The organism is Gordonia cholesterolivorans (assembly GCF_039531975.1).
In the GTDB taxonomy this organism is placed as follows: Bacteria; Actinomycetota; Actinomycetes; order Mycobacteriales; family Mycobacteriaceae; genus Gordonia; species Gordonia sihwensis.
Genome location: NZ_BAAARB010000019.1, coordinates 25,568 through 42,026, shown reverse-complemented (window position 1 = coordinate 42,026; position 16,459 = coordinate 25,568). Strand labels below are relative to the sequence as shown.

Genomic DNA, 16,459 nt, shown 5'->3' with positions numbered 1-16,459 from the left:
CTGTGCACGCACCGATCCCGCCATCATCTGTGGCGGCTGAGGAACTCGAGGATAAGCGAATTCACCTCGTCGGGCTGCTCGATGTATCCGTAGTGACCGGCTCGCGCCACCTCACGGTACTCGGCGTCCGGAATCGCCTCGGATACCTCTTTGGCCAGGTAGGCCGGAAGCGTCCGGTCGTCGGCGAACCCCACGACGAGGCACGGCGCCGCGATGTCGCGGTACGCGGAAAGGCGGTTCTGCTCGCGGTCGTGCAACGCGAGCTGGGCGCGGACGCCGGGCGCGCGCGTCTGGCCGCTGAAGCCGATGATGTCGAGCCAGTCGCGCGCCGAGCGGTCGTCGGCGAGCGTGTGCGGCGAGAGATTCATATGTGCCGTGAGCGCGGCGTGGTACGAATCGGGCAGTGTGATGTTCTTGTCGAACAGTTCCCGCTCCCCCGCCGAGAAGGCCTCGAGCATCGGGGTCGGACGCCCGTAGGTGGCGAGCATCACCGCCGCAGTCACCAGATCCGGCCGGGCGAGCGCCAGTTCCTGGGCGATCCGAGCGCCCAGCGACGTCCCGACCACCCGCGCGGGACCGCCCAGATGCTCGATCAGGGCGGCGGTGTCGGCGACCATGTCGGCGAGCGAGAAGCCCTCGGCACATTCGCTGGAGGGCGCGATACCCCGGTTGTCGAAGGTGACGACGCGGTAGCCCGCCTTGAGGAGTGCCGGCTGCTGGTGCGCATGCCACACGCGTCCGGGACTCCCAGTACCCATCACCATGACCACCAGAGGCCCCGACCCGGCATCGGTGTACGACACATTGATCCCGTTGACGCGCACTGTCTGAGGCCGTGCCGGCGCGGGCCGGGTCACTTGTCGACCACCGGGTTGCTCAGCGTCCCGATACCCTCCACGGAGACCGAGACGCGCTGACCGGCGGTCATCGGCCCGATCCCCTCCGGGGTGCCCGTGAGTATGACGTCGCCCGGCAGCAGCGTCATCACACGCGACACCCATTCGACGATCTCTCCGACACTGTGCAGCATGAGCGAGGTCCGGCTCGACTGCTTCACCTCACCGTCGAGCTCGGTCTTGATCTGGACGTCGGAGGGGTCGAAGTCGGTGACGATCCACGGCCCCAGCGGACAGAAGGTGTCGTAGCCCTTGCCCCTCGTCCACTGGCCGTCGTGCTGCTGCTGGTCGCGGGCGGTCACATCGTTCGCCACCGTGTAACCGAGGATCACCTCGCCCGCCTTGGCCGCCGGGACGTCTTTGCACGGGCGCCCGATCACGATCGCGAGTTCGCCCTCGTAATCGACGCGCTCGGACGACGGCGGGCGGACGATGGGCGCCTCCGGACCGATGATCGAGGTGTTCGGCTTCATGAAGATGACCGGATCCGCCGGCGCCTCGCCGCCCATCTCGGCTGCGTGCGCGGCGTAGTTCTTGCCGATGGCGATGATCTTGGTCGCGAGGATCGGCGCGAGGATGCGCGTCTGCGACAACTGCCATGAGCGCCCCGTGAACGTGGGCGTTCCGAAGGGATGTTCAGCGATCTCCCGGGCCGTCTCCTGCCCGGGCTCACCTTCGACGGCGACGAAAGCGACACCGTCAGGACTGGCTACACGACCCAATTTCATAGCCCCAAGGCTAACGCACGAGTCGGACAGTTCTAGAATGTGAAACGGATATATCACTATGTGAGACGCTACGCAAAGGCGCAGCGTCTCACCCGATCAACCGGGAGGCCGATGATGCCGGGACGCCCCGAATCCATCTCCGATGTCAGAGCGTGGACGATGCTCGCCTGCTCGCTCCTGGCGGCGATGACTACGACGTGCGCCACAATCGGAGTGGCCTATGTGATTCCAGAACTGCATCGGTCGCAGGGAATGTCGCTCTCGTCGGCGGCCACGCTCGCGGCGATCCCGACGATCGGCCTGACCCTCACGATCATCGTCTGGGGTGCGGCGCTGGACCGCTTCGGCGAGCGCCGAGTCCTGACGGTCTCCCTGCTGATCACTCTGGCCGGAACGATCGGCGCACTGGCCGCCGCGGCGGCGGGCGCGGGCTTCACCGCGCTGGCCGCGGCCCTGCTGGTGGGCGGGCTGGGCGCGGGCGCGGCGAACGGTGCGAGTGGACGGATCGTGGTCGGATGGTTCCCGGCCTCCTCGCGCGGCACCGCGATGGGCATCCGGCAGATGGCGCAGCCACTGGGCATCGCCGTCTGCGCGCTCACCATGCCGGTGCTCGCCGCACGGGCCGGACTGACGGCGGCCTTCGCGGTGCCGGTCGCCGTCACCGCGCTCGGGCTGATCGCCGTGGTCTTCGGGATCATCGATCCGCCGATCGGACGCGGCGCCGGTTCGGCCTCGTCGGCGAATCCGTATCGCGGGGCGACATTTCTGCAGCGGATCCACGCGGTGAGCGTCCTGCTGGTGATCCCGCAGTCGATGCTGTGGACCTTCGTTCCGGCATGGTTGATCGTCGGGCACGGGTGGTCGCCCCTGAGCGCCGGTGTCCTGGTCACCGCCACGCAGGTGGTCGGCGCGCTGGGACGCATCGCAGCCGGCCGGATATCCGACGTCTGGGGATCGAGGATGCGACCGATCCGGGTGATCGCCGTGGCCGCGGGAGCCGGAACCGCGCTGCTGGCGCTGACCGACTGGATCGGTTCTCCGCTGGCCGCAGCGGTGATGGTGGTCGCGACGGTGAGTTCGGTGGCCGACAACGGACTGGCGTTCACGGCGATCGCCGAGTTCGCCGGGCCGTCGTGGAGCGGCCGCGCCCTCGGGGTGCAGAACACCGCCCAGTACGTCACGACCGCGGCGAGCACGCCCGTGCTCGGCGCGCTGATCGAGGCAGCGGGCTACTCGGCCGCCTTCGCCGTCGCGGCGATCGCACCCGTCATCGCGATCCCCCTCGTGCCCCGCGACCGCACTCCCCGGATCAGCGAGACACCAGTGCGTTGAGGACGCCCGCGGCGTCGGCGGCGCCGTCGACCACGACCACCTCGCGACGGTCGTCACCGACCACCAGCAGCGCCTGACCTGACCGCAGCACGAACCCCTTGGCGCCGCGCAGATTCCGCCGACCCGAGACCCGGTAACCCCAGCCGCCGAAGTCACGGAGCGCGTTGACCTCCACGACCTCGGCGCGCCGGATCTCCGAGAGCGGCATGGCGATCACCGGCCAGCCGATCCGACTCGCCGCCCTGAAGCCGTCCTCGGACACGCTCACCTGTATCGAACCGGTCAATGCCAGCCCGACGGCGGCGACCAGCACCGCCACACCGAGCAGATACCAGTTCGCCATCACCACGCCCAGCCCGCACAGCACGGCGACGGCCGCTCCGACGGTCACCAGGCCACCCGCGCCCACGGACGCCGTTCCCGTCCAGCTGCGCTGCCCGTCGTGCGCGACCGGCACCTCGCCCACGGGGGCCGTGCGACCGTATCCGACCGGCCGGACCGGCGTGGCGTAGGCGACGGCGACCGCGAGAACCAAGGCACCGACGCCGCAGACCGCCGTCAGCCAGACCGGTGCCGTCGCCGACGATGCGTCGTCGAGCCCTCGCTGGCGGCCGGTGATCCAGATCGTCACCGCGATCACGAAGGTCGCGGTTCCGGTTCCGATGCCGGTCACGATCCGCGAGGTGACCGGCTCCTTCACCACGAAGGCGCCGACCCCTGCGATCACGGCGCCGACCACGGCGGTCGCCGCCGTGAGCACGATCAACTCGGTGATCGACGAGAATCCGTCGGCGCCGTCGGCGCCGAAGTGCGAGGCCACCCGATCCGGCAGATCCGAGGACCAGATCGCGAGCAGTGCGCACCCGACGACACCCACCAGCAGCACAACCAGCGGTCCGATCGTCCGCCGGGCAGATTCACTCATACTCGTCACGGTAGCCGAGCGATCGCCGGAACCCGGTACCTGGCCCGCGAGAGAGGAACGGCCCCGACGCGCAAGCGCCGAGGCCGTTCGCAGACGGATCGTCGTCAGACGCCGGCGAGGATGCGGTCGCCGACCTCCGAGGTGGAACCGCGGGAGGATCCGCGGGTCGCCACATCGGCCGCGACGGCCTTCTCCACGCGTGCCGCGCCCTCATCGTCGCCCAGGTGGCGGAGCAGCAGTGCCACGGACAGAATGGCCGCGGTGGGGTCCGCGATGTTCTGTCCGGCGATGTCGGGCGCGCTGCCGTGCACCGGCTCGAACATCGACGGGTTGGCGCGAGTGGCGTCGATGTTGCCCGACGCCGCCAGGCCGATGCCGCCGGACACCGCCGCCGCCAGGTCGGTGATGATGTCGCCGAAGAGGTTGTCGGTGACGATCACGTCGAAGCGACCCGGGTCGGTGACCATGTAGATGGTCGCCGCGTCGACGTGAATGTAGTCCGTCGCGACCTCGGGGAACTCCTTGCCGATCTCCTCGACCGCACGGGTCCACATGCCGCCGGCGAAGGTGAGCACGTTGTTCTTGTGCACCAGCGTCAGCTTCTTGCGCCGGGACTGCGCGCGAGCGAAGGCGTCGCGGATCACGCGCTCGATGCCGAACCGGGTGTTGACACTCACCTCGGTCGCCACCTCCTGCGGTGTGCCTACCCGGATCGCGCCGCCGTTGCCCGTGTACGGCCCCTCGGTGCCTTCGCGGACCACGACGAAATCGATCTTCGGATCGCCTGCGAGCGGCGAGGCGACGCCCTCGTAGAGCACCGACGGCCGCAGGTTGACGTGATGATCGAGAATGAACCGCATCTTCAGTAGGAAGCCGCGTTCCAGCGTGCCCGACGGGACCGACGGGTCACCGATGGCGCCCAGCAGGATCGCATCGTGCTCACGCAGCGAGGCGATGTCCTCGTCGGTGAGCAGTTCACCGGTCGCGTGGTAGCGGCGCGCACCGAAGTCGTATTCGGTGGTCGCGACGTCGGGGTGCAGCTTGCGCAGCACGCGAAGCGCCTGGTCGACCACCTCGGGTCCGATCCCGTCACCGGGGATGACAGCGAGTTTCATCGGCTTGCCCTGGCTCACGACAGGTCCACCTGCTTGATGAGGGTGGCCGAGACGGCGTCGCCGACCGCCGCGACCAGCGCGTCGTCGAGTTCGCGGTCGAGCCGCAGGATCATGGTCGCGCCGTTGCCCTCCACGTCCTGGGCCAGGGCGGCGGCGATGATGTCGACACCGGCGTCACCGAGCACGGTGCCGATCTTACCGAGCGAACCGGGCTGGTCGGCGTAGCTCACGAGCAGGTTGCGGCCCTCGGCACGGAGGTCGAAGTTGCGGCCGTTGATGTTCACGATCTTCTGAACCTGCTGCGGTCCGGTCAGCGTTCCGGCGACGTTGACGATGCTGCCGTCGGCGAAGACCGCGCGCACGTCCACCTGGCTGCGGTGGTTGGGGCTCTCGGTCTCGGTGACGACGTCGTGGCTCACGCCGCGCTCACCGGCGACTGCCGGGGCGTTCACGAAGGTGACCGGCTCGTCGACGACGGCCGAGAACAGTCCGCGCAGGGCCGAGAGGCCGAGCACGTCGACCGGGCTGGCGGCGAGTTCGCCGCGCACCTCGACGGTCAGGTTGGTCGGCATGCCGCCCGCGACGACGCCGGCCAGGACGCCGAGCTTGCGCGACAGCTCCAGCCACGGCGCCACCTCGTCGTCGACCGGACCGCCCGTGATGTTCACCGCGTCCGGCACGAAGTGTCCGGCCAGCGCCAGCTTCACACTGGCGGCGACGTCGGTGCCCGCGCGGTCCTGGGCCTCGGCGGTGGAGGCGCCGAGATGCGGCGTCACGACGACCTGGTCGAGGTCGAACAGCGGGGAGTCGGTGCAGGGCTCGGAGTCGAAGACGTCCAGGCCCGCGCCGCGGACCCTGCCTGCCTTGATGGCGTCGGCCAGGGCCTGCTCGTCGATCAGCCCGCCGCGAGCGGCATTGACGATGATGACGCCGTCCTTGACCTTGGCGAGCTGCTCGGCGCCGATGAGGCCGGCGGTCTCCTTTGTCTTGGGCAGGTGGATGGTGATGAAGTCGGCGCGTTCGAGGAGTTCGTCGAGGCCGACCAGCTCGATGCCCAGCTGTGCCGCACGGGCCGCCGAGGCGTAGGGGTCGTACGCGATGATCTTGGCCTCGAAGGCGGCCAGTCGCTGGGCCACCAGCTGACCGATGCGGCCGAGCCCGATGACGCCGACGGTCTTGTCGAAGACCTCCACGCCGGAGAACGACGAGCGCTTCCAGGTGTGTTCCTTGAGCGTGGCGTCGGCGGCCGGGACCTGACGAGCAGTCGACATCAGCAGGGCGATCGCATGCTCGGCCGCCGAATGGATGTTGGACGTGGGAGCGTTGACGACCATGACGCCGCGCTCAGTGGCCGACGGCACGTCGACGTTGTCCAGGCCGACGCCTGCGCGAGCGATGATCTTCAGATTCTTACCCGCATCGAGGACTTCGGCGTCCACGGTGGTCGCCGAACGCACCAGAATGGCGTCGGCGTCGACCACTGCTTCGAGCAGCTTCGGGCGATCGGGGCCGTCTACCCAGCGCACCTCGACGTCGGAGCCGAGGGCTTCCACCGTCGAGGGGGCGAGCTTGTCAGCGATGAGGACAACTGGACGGCCGCTTTCGGTCACTGCATTCTCCAGGTTTCTTCCGGTGAAGAGTGCCAGGTCCGGCACCCAAGACTTGCCCCGCCATCGTAATTCCCCGGCGCCGCGCGGGCACATCCGCCCCGATGCGAATGTGGTGCCCGACACCTGGGCGCGTGTACATTGCTGACGTCGTCTCATTTCCGTCACAACTGCAGCGGTATCTGAGGCGGGCATTGGGCGTTGCCCCGGAGGGCACTTAAGGTAGGCACGTCGCCCGTGAAGACATACGCGGCCTCGACAAGTACTGAGCGGAGATGCAATGAAGAAGTTGACGGTGCTGCTCGCGGTTCTCGCCGCCGGCCTGTTGTCACTGGTCGGAGTCGGTACCGCCGATGCCGCACCCAAGGTTCCGCTCGGCGGCGGGTCCGGGATCCTCGTCCTCAAGGGAGGGAACAGCGCGGCGGCGTGCACGGTGACCACCGTGGGCCGTCCGACCACCGGGCCGCGAAAGGGACAGCTCATCGCCGTCACCGCCGGCCACTGCGGCAAGCCCGGTCAGCGAGTGATCTCGGAGAGCTTCCAGAGCCGCGGCCAGATCGGCACGGTCGTCTACTCGGCGTCGGACATCGACGTCGCGGTGATCGCGCTCAACTCGAACGTCGCTCCGACGCGCACCGTGCGCGGTGTCACGATCCGCAAGGTCAACACCACCCCGGTCCAGTTCCCGACCATCCTGTGCAAGGAAGGTCGCACCACCGGCAACACCTGCGGCGTCACCTGGTTCTCCGACGGCACCTCGCACTTCAGCCAGATGTGCGTCATCGAAGGCGATTCGGGCAGCCCCGTGGTGGTCGGGGATCAGCTGGTCGGCATGGTCAACGCCTACTACTTCCTGTCGTGCCTGGGACCGGAGACCGGGACCAACGCCAAGACGATCCTGAACCGGCTCAACAAGATCGGCTACAACAACTTCAAGCCGGTGTAGCCCGAAGCCGCCGACGAAACGACGCCGGGCCCCGAGACCTTCCGTCTCGGGGCCCGGCGTCTGTCTGTGCCGGTACGCGCGCTCAGGCGGCGTCGCTGCTCTCCACCGCGGCCCGGAGCGCCGCCTCGGTCTGCCTCACCGCCTGGCCGACGACGGGCTCGATGATCGCACCGAGCGCCCTGCCCGCCAGGCCGCCCGGCAGGTCGTAGTCGAAGTTCACATCCACCAGGGTCTGCCCGTCGGCGCCGTCGGCGAACCGCCAGCCGGTCCGCACGTCGAAGCCGGCGATGGAGGTGAGGACGACGCACTCGTTCTCCACCCACTCGGTGACCCGAAGGGTGGATGTGAGGTTCTTCGGTCCGATCTTCATGCAGGCCTCGTACGTGGCGCCGAGCCCGGACGTGTGGTCGGTGACGGGTGTGAACCGGGTGACTCCGAACATCCAGCTCGGAACGTTTCGGTAATCGTCGACGTACGCGAACACCCGGTCGCGCGACGCCTCGGTGGTCACGGTCTGGCGAACTCCCGGCATTGGTGACTCCTGGGGATCGATCGGTTGCGGTCGATCGGGCATTGCGGTGTGCCCGATGTTGTTCACACCACAATGCCATGCGCCGATGGCAAGGTTGATCCGACCCCCGGGATCGCCGGCCGGTCAGTCCTCGACGGCCGCCCTGATCTTCGCCTCCGTATGCTTCACGCCCTGTTCGGCGAAGGGGCCGATGAGTCCGCCGAGCACCTTGCCCGCGAGCCCGCCGGGCAGCGTGTACCCGAACACGACCCGGAGGACGGTGGTACCCGGCTCGTCACCGTCGGCGAACGTCCACGCGGTGTCGGCGCCGAAGCCCTTCACCGACTCGAGCCTGATCAGTTGTCCGTCGATCCATTCGGTACAGCGCACCGTCGACGTCAGTTCCTTCGGGCCGATCCGGATGGCCGTCTCGAACTCGGAGTCCTGGCCGTGTGTCAACTCGGTGGTCGGCGTGAACCGACCGACCCCGAACATGTACTCGGGCACGTTCCGGTAGTCGTCCACGTACGCGAACACCGCCTCGCGTGGGGCCCCGATGACTGCCTCATGCCGGACTTCGCCCATCTGTTCTCCCCTTCTCGTCGCCGCGCGCGGTCGCCGCAGCACTGCGCAGCATGGTAGCGAGCGCGTCCCGCCGGCGAACGCGGACGACCCCGCACCCGGGATCGGGTGCGGGGTCGTCGAAGAGGTGCGCCGGCGGTGGCCGCTGAGACTCAGGCGGTCTCGGTGATGGGGCGGTCGACCCAGCTCATCAGGTCGCGCAGCTTCTGGCCGGTGACCTCGATCGGGTGCTCGGCGTTCTGCTTGCGCAGCGCCTCGAGTTCCTTGTTGCCGCCCTCGACGTTGGCGACGAGACGCTTGACGAAGGTGCCGTCCTGAATGTCCTTCAGGATGGCGCGCATGCGCTCCTTGGTGTCGGCGTCGATGACGCGCGGGCCCGACAGGTAGCCGCCGAACTCAGCGGTGTCCGAGACCGAGTAGTTCATGCGGGCGATGCCGCCCTCGTACATGAGGTCGACGATCAGCTTGAGCTCGTGCAGGACCTCGAAGTAGGCCATCTCCGGTGCGTAGCCGGCCTCCACCATGACCTCGAAACCGGTCTTGACCAGTTCCTCGGTGCCGCCGCAGAGCACGGCCTGCTCACCGAAGAGGTCGGTCTCGGTCTCTTCCTTGAAGGTGGTCTTGATGACGCCGGCGCGGGTACCGCCGATGCCCTTGGCGTAGCTCAGCGCCAGCGCCTGGGCCTCGCCCTTCGGGTCCTGATCGACGGCGATGAGCGCCGGGACGCCCTTGCCGTCGACGAACTGACGGCGGACCAGGTGGCCCGGTCCCTTCGGCGCGACCATCGCGACGGTCACGTTGGCCGGCGGCTTGATCAGGTCGAAGTGGATGTTGAGGCCGTGCCCGAAGAACAGCGCGTCGCCGTCGTTCAGGTTCGGTGCGATGTCATCGGTGAAGATCTGCGCCTGGCTGGTGTCCGGAGCCAGCAGCATGATGACGTCGGCCCAGGCGGCGGCCTCCGCCGCGGTCATGACCTTCAGCCCCTGCTCGGCCGCCTTCTCGCGGGACTTGGAGCCCTCGCGCAGACCGATGGCGACCTCGACACCCGAGTCGCGCAGCGACAGCGAGTGTGCGTGGCCCTGGCTGCCGTAACCGATCACGGCCACCTTGCGGCCCTGGATGATCGACAGGTCGGCGTCATCGTCGTAGAACATCTCGACTGCCACAGTGGAATCCCTTCAATACGAAATATTTGTGTTGTGTGTCGTGACCATTCAACCCGTCGGTGTGACGGTGGCCGCGACCGGGGTCTGACGCTTCACTCGGCGAACCGAGCTCGAGATGTCAGCGGTTGGCGGACATGCTCTTGGGGCCGCGGCCGAGCGTGACACCGCCCGACTGCGCGATCTCCCGGATGCCGTACGGGTCCAGCATCCGCAGGAGTGCCTCGAGCTTGTCCGAGGTTCCGGTGGCCTCGACGGTCACCGACTCCGGTGAGACGTCGACGACCTTGGCGCGGAACAGATTCACCACGTCGATCACTTCGCTCCGGTTGGACGCGTCGGCGCGGACCTTGATCAGCATCAGTTCGCGGGAGACCGAGTTCGCCGGCTCCTGCTCCACGATCTTGATCACGTTGACGAGCTTGTTGAGCTGCTTGGTGACCTGCTCCAGCGGGAAGTCCTCCACCGAGACCATGATGGTCATCCGCGAGATGCCCTTCAGCTCGGTGGGACCGACGGCGAGGGACTCGATGTTGAATCCGCGCCGGGAGAACAGGCCCGAGACGCGGGCGAGCACGCCCGGACGGTCTTCGACCAGAACGCTCAGAGTATGGGTGCTCACTGCTGGTTCCCTTCGCTCGTGGCCTGCTCACGAATCATGGCGTCGTGGATCTCCGCCGGGTCGGCGGCCGACTCCTCGTCGTCGAACAGCGGCCGGATGTCGCGCGCGGCCATGATCTCGTCGTTGCCGGTGCCCGCGGCGACCATCGGCCACACCTGGGCGTCCTTGCCGACGATGAAGTCGATGACCACCGGGCGGTCGTTGATCTCCTGGGCCTTCGCGATCGTCGGTGCGACGTCCTCTTCGCGCTCCACGCGGAAAGCGACACAGCCCAGCGCCTCGGCGAGCTTGAGGAAGTCCGGGATCATCCGCGAGTGCGTCGCCAGATCGGTGTTCGAGTACCGCTCGTCGTAGAACAGCGTCTGCCACTGACGGACCATGCCGAGATTGCCGTTGTTGATCAGTGCGACTTTGATCGGGAAGCCCTCGATGGCGCAGGTGGCCAGCTCCTGATTGGTCATCTGAAAACATCCGTCGCCGTCGACCGCCCAGACCTCCTTGTCCGGAGCCGCGGCCTTGGCGCCCATCGCCGCCGGAACCGAGTAGCCCATCGTTCCCAGGCCGCCCGAGTTGAGCCAGGTGCGCGGCTTCTCGTACTTGACGAACTGCGCGGCCCACATCTGGTGCTGGCCGACGCCCGCGACGTACACGGCGTCGGGGCCGGCGGCCTTGCCGAGCTGCTCGATGACGTACTCCGGCGACAACGAGCCGTCGGACTGCTTGTCGTAGCTCAGCGGGTAGGTGTTGCGGATGTCCCGCAGGTACTCCCACCAGTCGACCATGTCCGGCTTGGCCCCGCCCGCGGCGAGGTCGGCGCGGATGGCCTCGATCAAGTCGGCGATGACGGCCTTGGCGTCACCGACGATCGGGACGTCGACCTCCCGGTTCTTGCCGATCTCCGCCGGATCGACGTCGGCGTGGATCACCTTGGCCTCCGGAGCGAAGGACGAGAGCTGTCCGGTGACCCGGTCGTCGAAGCGGGCGCCGAGGGTGATCAGCAGATCGCTGCGCTGCAGGGCGGCGACGGCGCCGACCGCGCCGTGCATGCCGGGCATGCCCATGTGCAGATCGTGGCTGTCGGGGAACGCGCCGCGCGCCATCAGCGTCGTGACGACGGGGATGCCGGTGAGTTCGGCGAGTTCACGCAGTTCCTCGGAGGCCTCGGCCTTGATGACGCCGCCGCCGACGTACAGCACGGGACGCTTCGACTGCGCGATCATCCGCGCGGCCTCACGGATCTGCTTGCCGTGCGGCTTGGTGACCGGACGGTAGCCGGGCAGTTCGAACTGCGGCGGCCACGAGAACGTGGTCTGCGCCTGCAGGATGTCCTTCGGGATGTCGACGAGCACCGCGCCGGGCCGGCCCGACTCCGCGATGTAGAAGGCCTCGGCGATGATCCGGGGGATCTCCGCCGCGCTGCTGACCAGGAAGTTGTGCTTGGTGATCGGCATCGTGATTCCGGAGATGTCGGCTTCCTGGAAGCCGTCGGTGCCGATGAGCGAGCGCCCGACCTGGCCGGTGATCGCGACCACCGGGACCGAGTCCATCTGGGCGTCGGCCAACGGCGTCACCAGGTTGGTGGCGCCCGGGCCGGACGTCGCCATCATGACGCCGGCACGGCCGGCGACCTGTGCGTAGCCGGTGGCCGCGTGTCCGGCGCCCTGCTCGTGACGGACGAGCACGTGCCGGACCCGCTGCGAGTCGAGCAGGGGGTCGTAGACCGGGAGCACGGCGCCGCCGGGAATGCCGAACACGACCTCCACGCCGAGCTCTTCGAGCGACCGGACCACGGACTGCGCGCCCGTGACCCGTTCGGGTGCGACGACGGCGCCCGGTGAGCGCATGCCCTCGGTGGACGGCGACTGCGGTCGGGTCGACGACCCGCGTGCTGTTGGAGTACTCACTGCACGATCCTCATCCTCTTGTGTTCTGCTCTTCCACGCGATTCCCGATCAGGCCGGAGGGACTTCTCGTCCGGCTCCCGACAAGAAAAAACCCCCGCCAGCGAGGCTGTGCGAGGGGCGCGTCGTAATTGGTATCTGAAGGTCTACGAAGTGACCGATCAGGCGTCGACGCGCCGACCGATTACTACGAGAAGCTTCTGATTCATCACGTGGACAAAGTAGGCCAGTTCCGGGTCTCGCGTCAAATCATTCCCTCTCGCCCGAAGCTGTGACCTGCGCCCGGCGCGGTGCGTGAGACAATGGGGAATATGAGTGAGTCGTCCAAGGTCTTCTCCATCTCGCGCATCGCTTACTTCGCGGTGCCGGTCGCGTTTCTGCTCGTCATCATGCTGATGGGGATCTCGGTCGCCGGCTTCGCCTGGACTGTCATCGTGCCGATCGCGCTGGCGTGGTGGATTCACCGGCTCCGCACCATCGTCGACGAGCAGGGCGTCACCGCCGTCGGCACCTTCGGCACCAGCCGCCTCCCGTGGCACGACGTCGACGGCATCCGGTTCCCGCGCTGGGGCGCGGTGCGCCTGGTGGCCCGAGACGGATCGAGCGTGCGTCTGCCCGCGGTCGGCTTCTCCGATCTGCCCGCGCTGTCGAACGCCAGCGGCGGCCGCATCCCCGATCCGTTCGCCGCCGAGCGGGACGCCCGACTGTCCGCTCGCTGACCGGGGCGCTCGCCGCGCCCGCATCCGCCAACGACGCCGACACGGAGCCCATGACGACACTCACCGCCAAGGCCCTGCAGAGCGCCATCGACGACGGCCGGCTGGCGTTCGTGGGCCGCGAACTCTCGCAACTGGCCCCGCAGGACGCCGCCGCGATCCTCGACGCGATGGACGAGGGCGACCGGACCATCGCCTTCCGGCTGCTCGCCAAGGACGACGCCGTGCAGGTCTTCGACGACCTCAGCTCCACCGCGCAGGCCGCGTTGATCAGTTCGCTCGGGACCGCGGAGGTGGCCGACGCCTTCGACCATCTGGACCCCGACGACCGCGCGGAGCTGCTCGACGAGCTCCCCGCGAACGTCGCCAAGGCGCTGATCCGCTCCCTCTCCCCCGCCGAGCGCGAGACGACGGCGGTGGTCCTGGGGTTCCGGCGCGGGTCGGTGGGACGCCGGATGAGTCCGGAGTTCGTGCACGTCTTCCCCGACGACGACTGCCGCACGGCGATCGAGCGGATCAAGGCGCGCGGGCGGCACGCCGAGACCATCTACACGGTGCCCGTGGTGGACCACCAGCGCCGCCTGATCGGCGTGGCGAGCCTGCGCGATCTGCTGCTCTCGGATCCGGACACCGATGTCGCCGAGCACACGAAGGCGCCGATCTTCGCCTACGCCGCCGAACCGGCCGAGTCGGCCGCCCAGCGCTGTATCGACCGGTCGATCATGGCGATGCCCGTGGTCGACAACGAGGACCGACTGCTCGGCGTCCTGACCCTCGACGACGCCGCCGAGGTGGTAGAAGCGGCCCGCGACGAGGACGAGGCGCGCGCCGGCGCCCGCGAGATGCTGAAGACGCCGTACCTGCAGGCCTCGACGTTCGCGATCACCCGCGCGCGAGTGGTGTGGCTGTTCGTGCTGGCGATCTCGGCGATCCTCACGGTGAACGTCCTGGAGATCTTCGAGGGCACTCTGGAGCAGAAGGTGGCCCTCGCACTGTTCATTCCGCTCCTGACCGGCATCGGCGGCAACACCGGCTCGCAGGCGGCGACCACGGTGACCCGTGCGCTCGCCACCGACGAGGTCACCACGTCCGATGTGCTCCGAGTCGCGGGCAAAGAGATGAGCGTCGGCGCCACCATGGGCGCCGCCCTCGGCGTCGTCGGATTCCTCGTCGCAGGACTGGTCTACGACATCGGCATCGGTACCGTCATCGGGCTGACCATCCTCTCGGTCTGCACGGTCGCGGCGACCGTCGGCGGCATCATGCCGCTGGTGGCGCGCTCCATCCACGTCGATCCCGCAGTGTTCTCCACCCCGTTCATCTCCACCTTCTGCGATGCGACGGGTCTGATCATCTACTTCTCGATCGCCAAGGCGGTCCTGCAGATCTGACGCCCCCGCGCCCCGGCGGATTCCGCCGTCGGCGTCGCCGGTACCGAGGCCGGGAATAACTCTGGACAGCTGAGCGTAAAGTTGAAGGACATCCCGGATCGTCAGCCCGTCCGGGTCCAGTTCAGCGATTTCTAGCGAGGAATTCCATGCCAGCCCTGCGGTCTCGCACCACAACCGTCGGCCGTGAAGCCGCCGGCGCCCGCGCCCTCTGGCGCGCCACCGGTATGACCGACGACGATTTCGGGAAGCCGATCATCGCGATCGCCAACTCGTACACCCAGTTCGTCCCGGGTCACGTGCATCTGAAGAACGTCGGCGAGATCGTCGCCGACGCCGTGCGCGAGGCCGGCGGCGTGGCCAAGGAGTTCCACACCATCGCCGTCGACGACGGCATCGCGATGGGTCACGGCGGCATGCTGTACTCGCTGCCGAGCCGCGAGATCATCGCCGACTCCGTCGAGTACATGGTGAACGCGCACACCGCCGACGCCCTGGTCTGCATCTCGAACTGCGACAAGATCACGCCGGGCATGCTCAACGCCGCGATGCGTCTCAACATCCCCACCGTGTTCGTCTCCGGCGGACCGATGGAGGCGGGCACATCGGTCGTCATCAACGGCGTCGTGCGCCCGGGCACCGACCTGATCGACGCGATCTCGGCGTCCGCCGACAGCAACGTCGACGACAAGGAACTGCTGGAGGTGGAGCGGTCCGCCTGTCCGACGTGCGGGTCGTGCTCCGGCATGTTCACCGCCAACTCGATGAACTGCCTCACCGAAGCGCTCGGGCTGTCGCTGCCCGGCAACGGATCGACGCTGGCCACCCAGGTCGCACGCCGCGACCTGTTCACGCGCGCCGGCGAGCTGATCGTCGACATCGCGAAGCGCTACTACCAGGACGACGATGAGTCGGTGCTGCCGCGCAACGTCGCCACCCGCCAGGCCTTCGAGAACGCCATGGCGCTCGACGTGGCGATGGGCGGATCCACCAACACCGTTCTGCACATCCTGGCCGCGGCCCAGGAGGGCGAGGTGGACTTCGATCTGAAGGACATCGACCGCATCTCACGTAACGTTCCGTGCCTGGCCAAGGTGGCGCCCAATTCACCGAAGTACTACATGGAGCACGTGCATCGCGCCGGCGGCATCCCCGCGATCCTCGGTGAGCTGAACCGCGCCGGTCTGCTCAACACCGACGTCCATCCCGTTCACGCGCCGTCGCTCGAGAGCTACCTCGCCGACTGGGACATCCGTGGCGGCACGGCCACCGATCAGGCGATCGAACTGTTCCACGCGGCCCCGGGCGGCGTCCGCACCACCGAACCCTTCTCCACCTCCAACCGCTGGGAGTCGCTCGACACCGATGCCGCCGACGGCTGCATCCGCGACAAGGAGCACGCCTACACCGTCGAAGGCGGACTGTGCGTGCTGCACGGCAACCTGGCCCGCGACGGCGCCATCCTGAAGACCGCCGGCGTCGACGAGTCGCTGTGGCACTTCCAGGGCCCGGCGCGCGTCGTCGAGAGCCAGGAGGACGCGGTGCACGCCATCCTGTCGAAGGAACTGCAGGCGGGCGAGGTGCTGGTGATCCGTTACGAGGGGCCCGCCGGCGGGCCCGGCATGCAGGAGATGCTGCATCCGACGGCCTTCATGAAGGGCACCGGCATGGGGAAGAAGTGCGGTCTGGTCACCGACGGCCGCTTCTCGGGCGGATCGTCGGGCCTGGTGATCGGCCACGCCTCCCCGGAGGCCGCGGCCGGCGGCGACATCGGTCTGGTGGAGAACGGCGACGAAATCCTCATCGACGTGAAATCCCGCACCCTCAAGGTCCTCGTCGACGACGAGACCCTGGCGGAGCGTCGCGCCAAGATGGAAGCCTCCGAGCACCCGTGGACGCCGCGCGACCGCCAGCGTCCGGTCACCAAGGCGCTTCGCGCGTACGCGAAGCTCGCGGCCTCCGCCGACAAGGGCGCCGTCCGCGTCGTCGACTGAACACTGTCGGCTGAAAGCACTCATGCCGTATTC

At 68.2% G+C, this 16,459-nt stretch carries 15 protein-coding genes; 5 read left to right on the top strand and 10 right to left on the bottom strand.

The window, feature by feature from the left end; genetic code table 11:
• Positions 1–23 precede the first annotated feature (23 nt).
• Positions 24–857: an alpha/beta fold hydrolase gene (locus ABFX36_RS15320; RefSeq protein WP_045539419.1), complete on the bottom strand. Its 834-nt coding sequence runs from the start codon at positions 855–857 to the stop codon at positions 24–26.
• Positions 854–1,624: a fumarylacetoacetate hydrolase family protein gene (locus ABFX36_RS15315; RefSeq protein ID WP_062366961.1), complete on the bottom strand. Its 771-nt coding sequence runs from the start codon at positions 1,622–1,624 to the stop codon at positions 854–856. The genes ABFX36_RS15320 and ABFX36_RS15315 overlap by 4 nt, the downstream gene beginning before the upstream one ends.
• Before the next feature lie 111 nt (positions 1,625–1,735).
• On the opposite strand from ABFX36_RS15315, the gene ABFX36_RS15310 reads away from it, so the two are divergent.
• On the top strand, positions 1,736–2,956 hold the full coding sequence (locus tag ABFX36_RS15310; RefSeq protein WP_346077074.1) for an MFS transporter: 1,221 nt from the start codon (positions 1,736–1,738) through the stop codon (positions 2,954–2,956).
• Here the strand turns inward: ABFX36_RS15310 and ABFX36_RS15305 are convergent.
• From ABFX36_RS15305 to serA, 3 genes are all read right to left on the bottom strand, one after another.
• Entirely contained in the window at positions 2,934–3,881 is a 948-nt protein-coding gene (locus ABFX36_RS15305) for a hypothetical protein (protein WP_062366963.1), read from the bottom strand. The genes ABFX36_RS15310 and ABFX36_RS15305 overlap by 23 nt on opposite strands.
• Before the next feature lie 104 nt (positions 3,882–3,985).
• Complete coding sequence (locus ABFX36_RS15300; RefSeq protein WP_062367034.1) at positions 3,986–4,996, bottom strand: 3-isopropylmalate dehydrogenase; 1,011 nt, start codon at positions 4,994–4,996, stop codon at positions 3,986–3,988.
• 14 nt (positions 4,997–5,010) lie between these two features.
• A complete protein-coding gene (gene serA, locus ABFX36_RS15295) occupies positions 5,011–6,606 on the bottom strand; it encodes a phosphoglycerate dehydrogenase (RefSeq protein WP_006895939.1) in 1,596 nt (531 codons plus the stop codon).
• 277 nt (positions 6,607–6,883) lie between these two features.
• Here serA and ABFX36_RS15290 point away from each other — a divergent pair, with 277 nt between their 5' ends.
• Positions 6,884–7,549, top strand: a complete 666-nt coding sequence (locus ABFX36_RS15290) for a trypsin-like serine protease (RefSeq protein WP_006895938.1) — start codon at positions 6,884–6,886, stop codon at positions 7,547–7,549.
• A gap of 82 nt (positions 7,550–7,631) precedes the next feature.
• On the opposite strand, the gene ABFX36_RS15285 is transcribed toward ABFX36_RS15290, so the two are convergent.
• The 5 genes from ABFX36_RS15285 to ABFX36_RS15265 all read right to left on the bottom strand — a co-directional run bounded on the left by ABFX36_RS15285 (position 7,632) and on the right by ABFX36_RS15265 (position 12,331).
• The gene (locus ABFX36_RS15285; RefSeq protein ID WP_062366965.1) at positions 7,632–8,081 is read right to left on the bottom strand and encodes an SRPBCC family protein; all 450 of its coding nucleotides are present in this window, start codon (positions 8,079–8,081) and stop codon (positions 7,632–7,634) included.
• A gap of 123 nt (positions 8,082–8,204) precedes the next feature.
• The gene (locus tag ABFX36_RS15280) at positions 8,205–8,645 is read right to left on the bottom strand and encodes an SRPBCC family protein (RefSeq protein ID WP_045538708.1); all 441 of its coding nucleotides are present in this window, start codon (positions 8,643–8,645) and stop codon (positions 8,205–8,207) included.
• Positions 8,646–8,794: 149 nt separating this feature from the next.
• Positions 8,795–9,796 carry a ketol-acid reductoisomerase gene (gene ilvC, locus ABFX36_RS15275; RefSeq protein WP_174302284.1) on the bottom strand — a complete coding sequence of 334 codons (1,002 nt, stop codon included), beginning with the start codon at positions 9,794–9,796 and terminating at the stop codon, positions 8,795–8,797.
• Between the two features lie 130 nt (positions 9,797–9,926).
• Positions 9,927–10,427: an acetolactate synthase small subunit gene (gene ilvN, locus ABFX36_RS15270; protein ID WP_006895934.1), complete on the bottom strand. Its 501-nt coding sequence runs from the start codon at positions 10,425–10,427 to the stop codon at positions 9,927–9,929.
• Positions 10,424–12,331, bottom strand: coding sequence for an acetolactate synthase large subunit (locus ABFX36_RS15265; protein ID WP_081598085.1), 1,908 nt, complete (start codon positions 12,329–12,331; stop codon positions 10,424–10,426). Before ABFX36_RS15265 ends, ilvN begins: the two co-directional genes overlap by 4 nt.
• 308 nt (positions 12,332–12,639) lie before the next feature.
• Between ABFX36_RS15265 and ABFX36_RS15260 the strand changes: the two genes are divergently transcribed.
• From ABFX36_RS15260 to ilvD, 3 genes are all read left to right on the top strand, one after another.
• Positions 12,640–13,047 (top strand): PH domain-containing protein, encoded by a 408-nt coding sequence (locus tag ABFX36_RS15260; RefSeq protein ID WP_006895932.1) that lies wholly within the window; start codon positions 12,640–12,642, stop codon positions 13,045–13,047.
• A gap of 50 nt (positions 13,048–13,097) precedes the next feature.
• Positions 13,098–14,435 carry a magnesium transporter gene (gene mgtE / locus ABFX36_RS15255; RefSeq protein WP_062366966.1) on the top strand — a complete coding sequence of 446 codons (1,338 nt, stop codon included), beginning with the start codon at positions 13,098–13,100 and terminating at the stop codon, positions 14,433–14,435.
• A gap of 146 nt (positions 14,436–14,581) precedes the next feature.
• The gene (gene ilvD / locus ABFX36_RS15250) at positions 14,582–16,426 is read left to right on the top strand and encodes a dihydroxy-acid dehydratase (RefSeq protein ID WP_045538712.1); all 1,845 of its coding nucleotides are present in this window, start codon (positions 14,582–14,584) and stop codon (positions 16,424–16,426) included.
• The last annotated feature ends 33 nt before the right edge of the window (positions 16,427–16,459 follow it).

Excerpts from the sequence above, each read along its gene's own strand:
- ABFX36_RS15315 (WP_062366961.1), bottom strand. The coding sequence starts at position 1,624 with ATGAAATTGGGTCGTGTAGCCAGTCCTGACGGTGTCGCTTTCGTCGCC.
- ABFX36_RS15310 (WP_346077074.1), top strand. The coding sequence starts at position 1,736 with ATGATGCCGGGACGCCCCGAATCCATCTCCGATGTCAGAGCGTGGACG.
- ABFX36_RS15305 (WP_062366963.1), bottom strand. The coding sequence starts at position 3,881 with ATGAGTGAATCTGCCCGGCGGACGATCGGACCGCTGGTTGTGCTGCTG.
- ABFX36_RS15300 (WP_062367034.1), bottom strand. The coding sequence starts at position 4,996 with ATGAAACTCGCTGTCATCCCCGGTGACGGGATCGGACCCGAGGTGGTC.
- ABFX36_RS15290 (WP_006895938.1), top strand. The coding sequence starts at position 6,884 with ATGAAGAAGTTGACGGTGCTGCTCGCGGTTCTCGCCGCCGGCCTGTTG.
- ABFX36_RS15285 (WP_062366965.1), bottom strand. The coding sequence starts at position 8,081 with ATGCCGGGAGTTCGCCAGACCGTGACCACCGAGGCGTCGCGCGACCGG.
- ABFX36_RS15280 (WP_045538708.1), bottom strand. The coding sequence starts at position 8,645 with ATGGGCGAAGTCCGGCATGAGGCAGTCATCGGGGCCCCACGCGAGGCG.
- ilvC (WP_174302284.1), bottom strand. The coding sequence starts at position 9,796 with ATGTTCTACGACGATGACGCCGACCTGTCGATCATCCAGGGCCGCAAG.
- ABFX36_RS15260 (WP_006895932.1), top strand. The coding sequence starts at position 12,640 with ATGAGTGAGTCGTCCAAGGTCTTCTCCATCTCGCGCATCGCTTACTTC.
- mgtE (WP_062366966.1), top strand. The coding sequence starts at position 13,098 with ATGACGACACTCACCGCCAAGGCCCTGCAGAGCGCCATCGACGACGGC.
- ilvD (WP_045538712.1), top strand. The coding sequence starts at position 14,582 with ATGCCAGCCCTGCGGTCTCGCACCACAACCGTCGGCCGTGAAGCCGCC.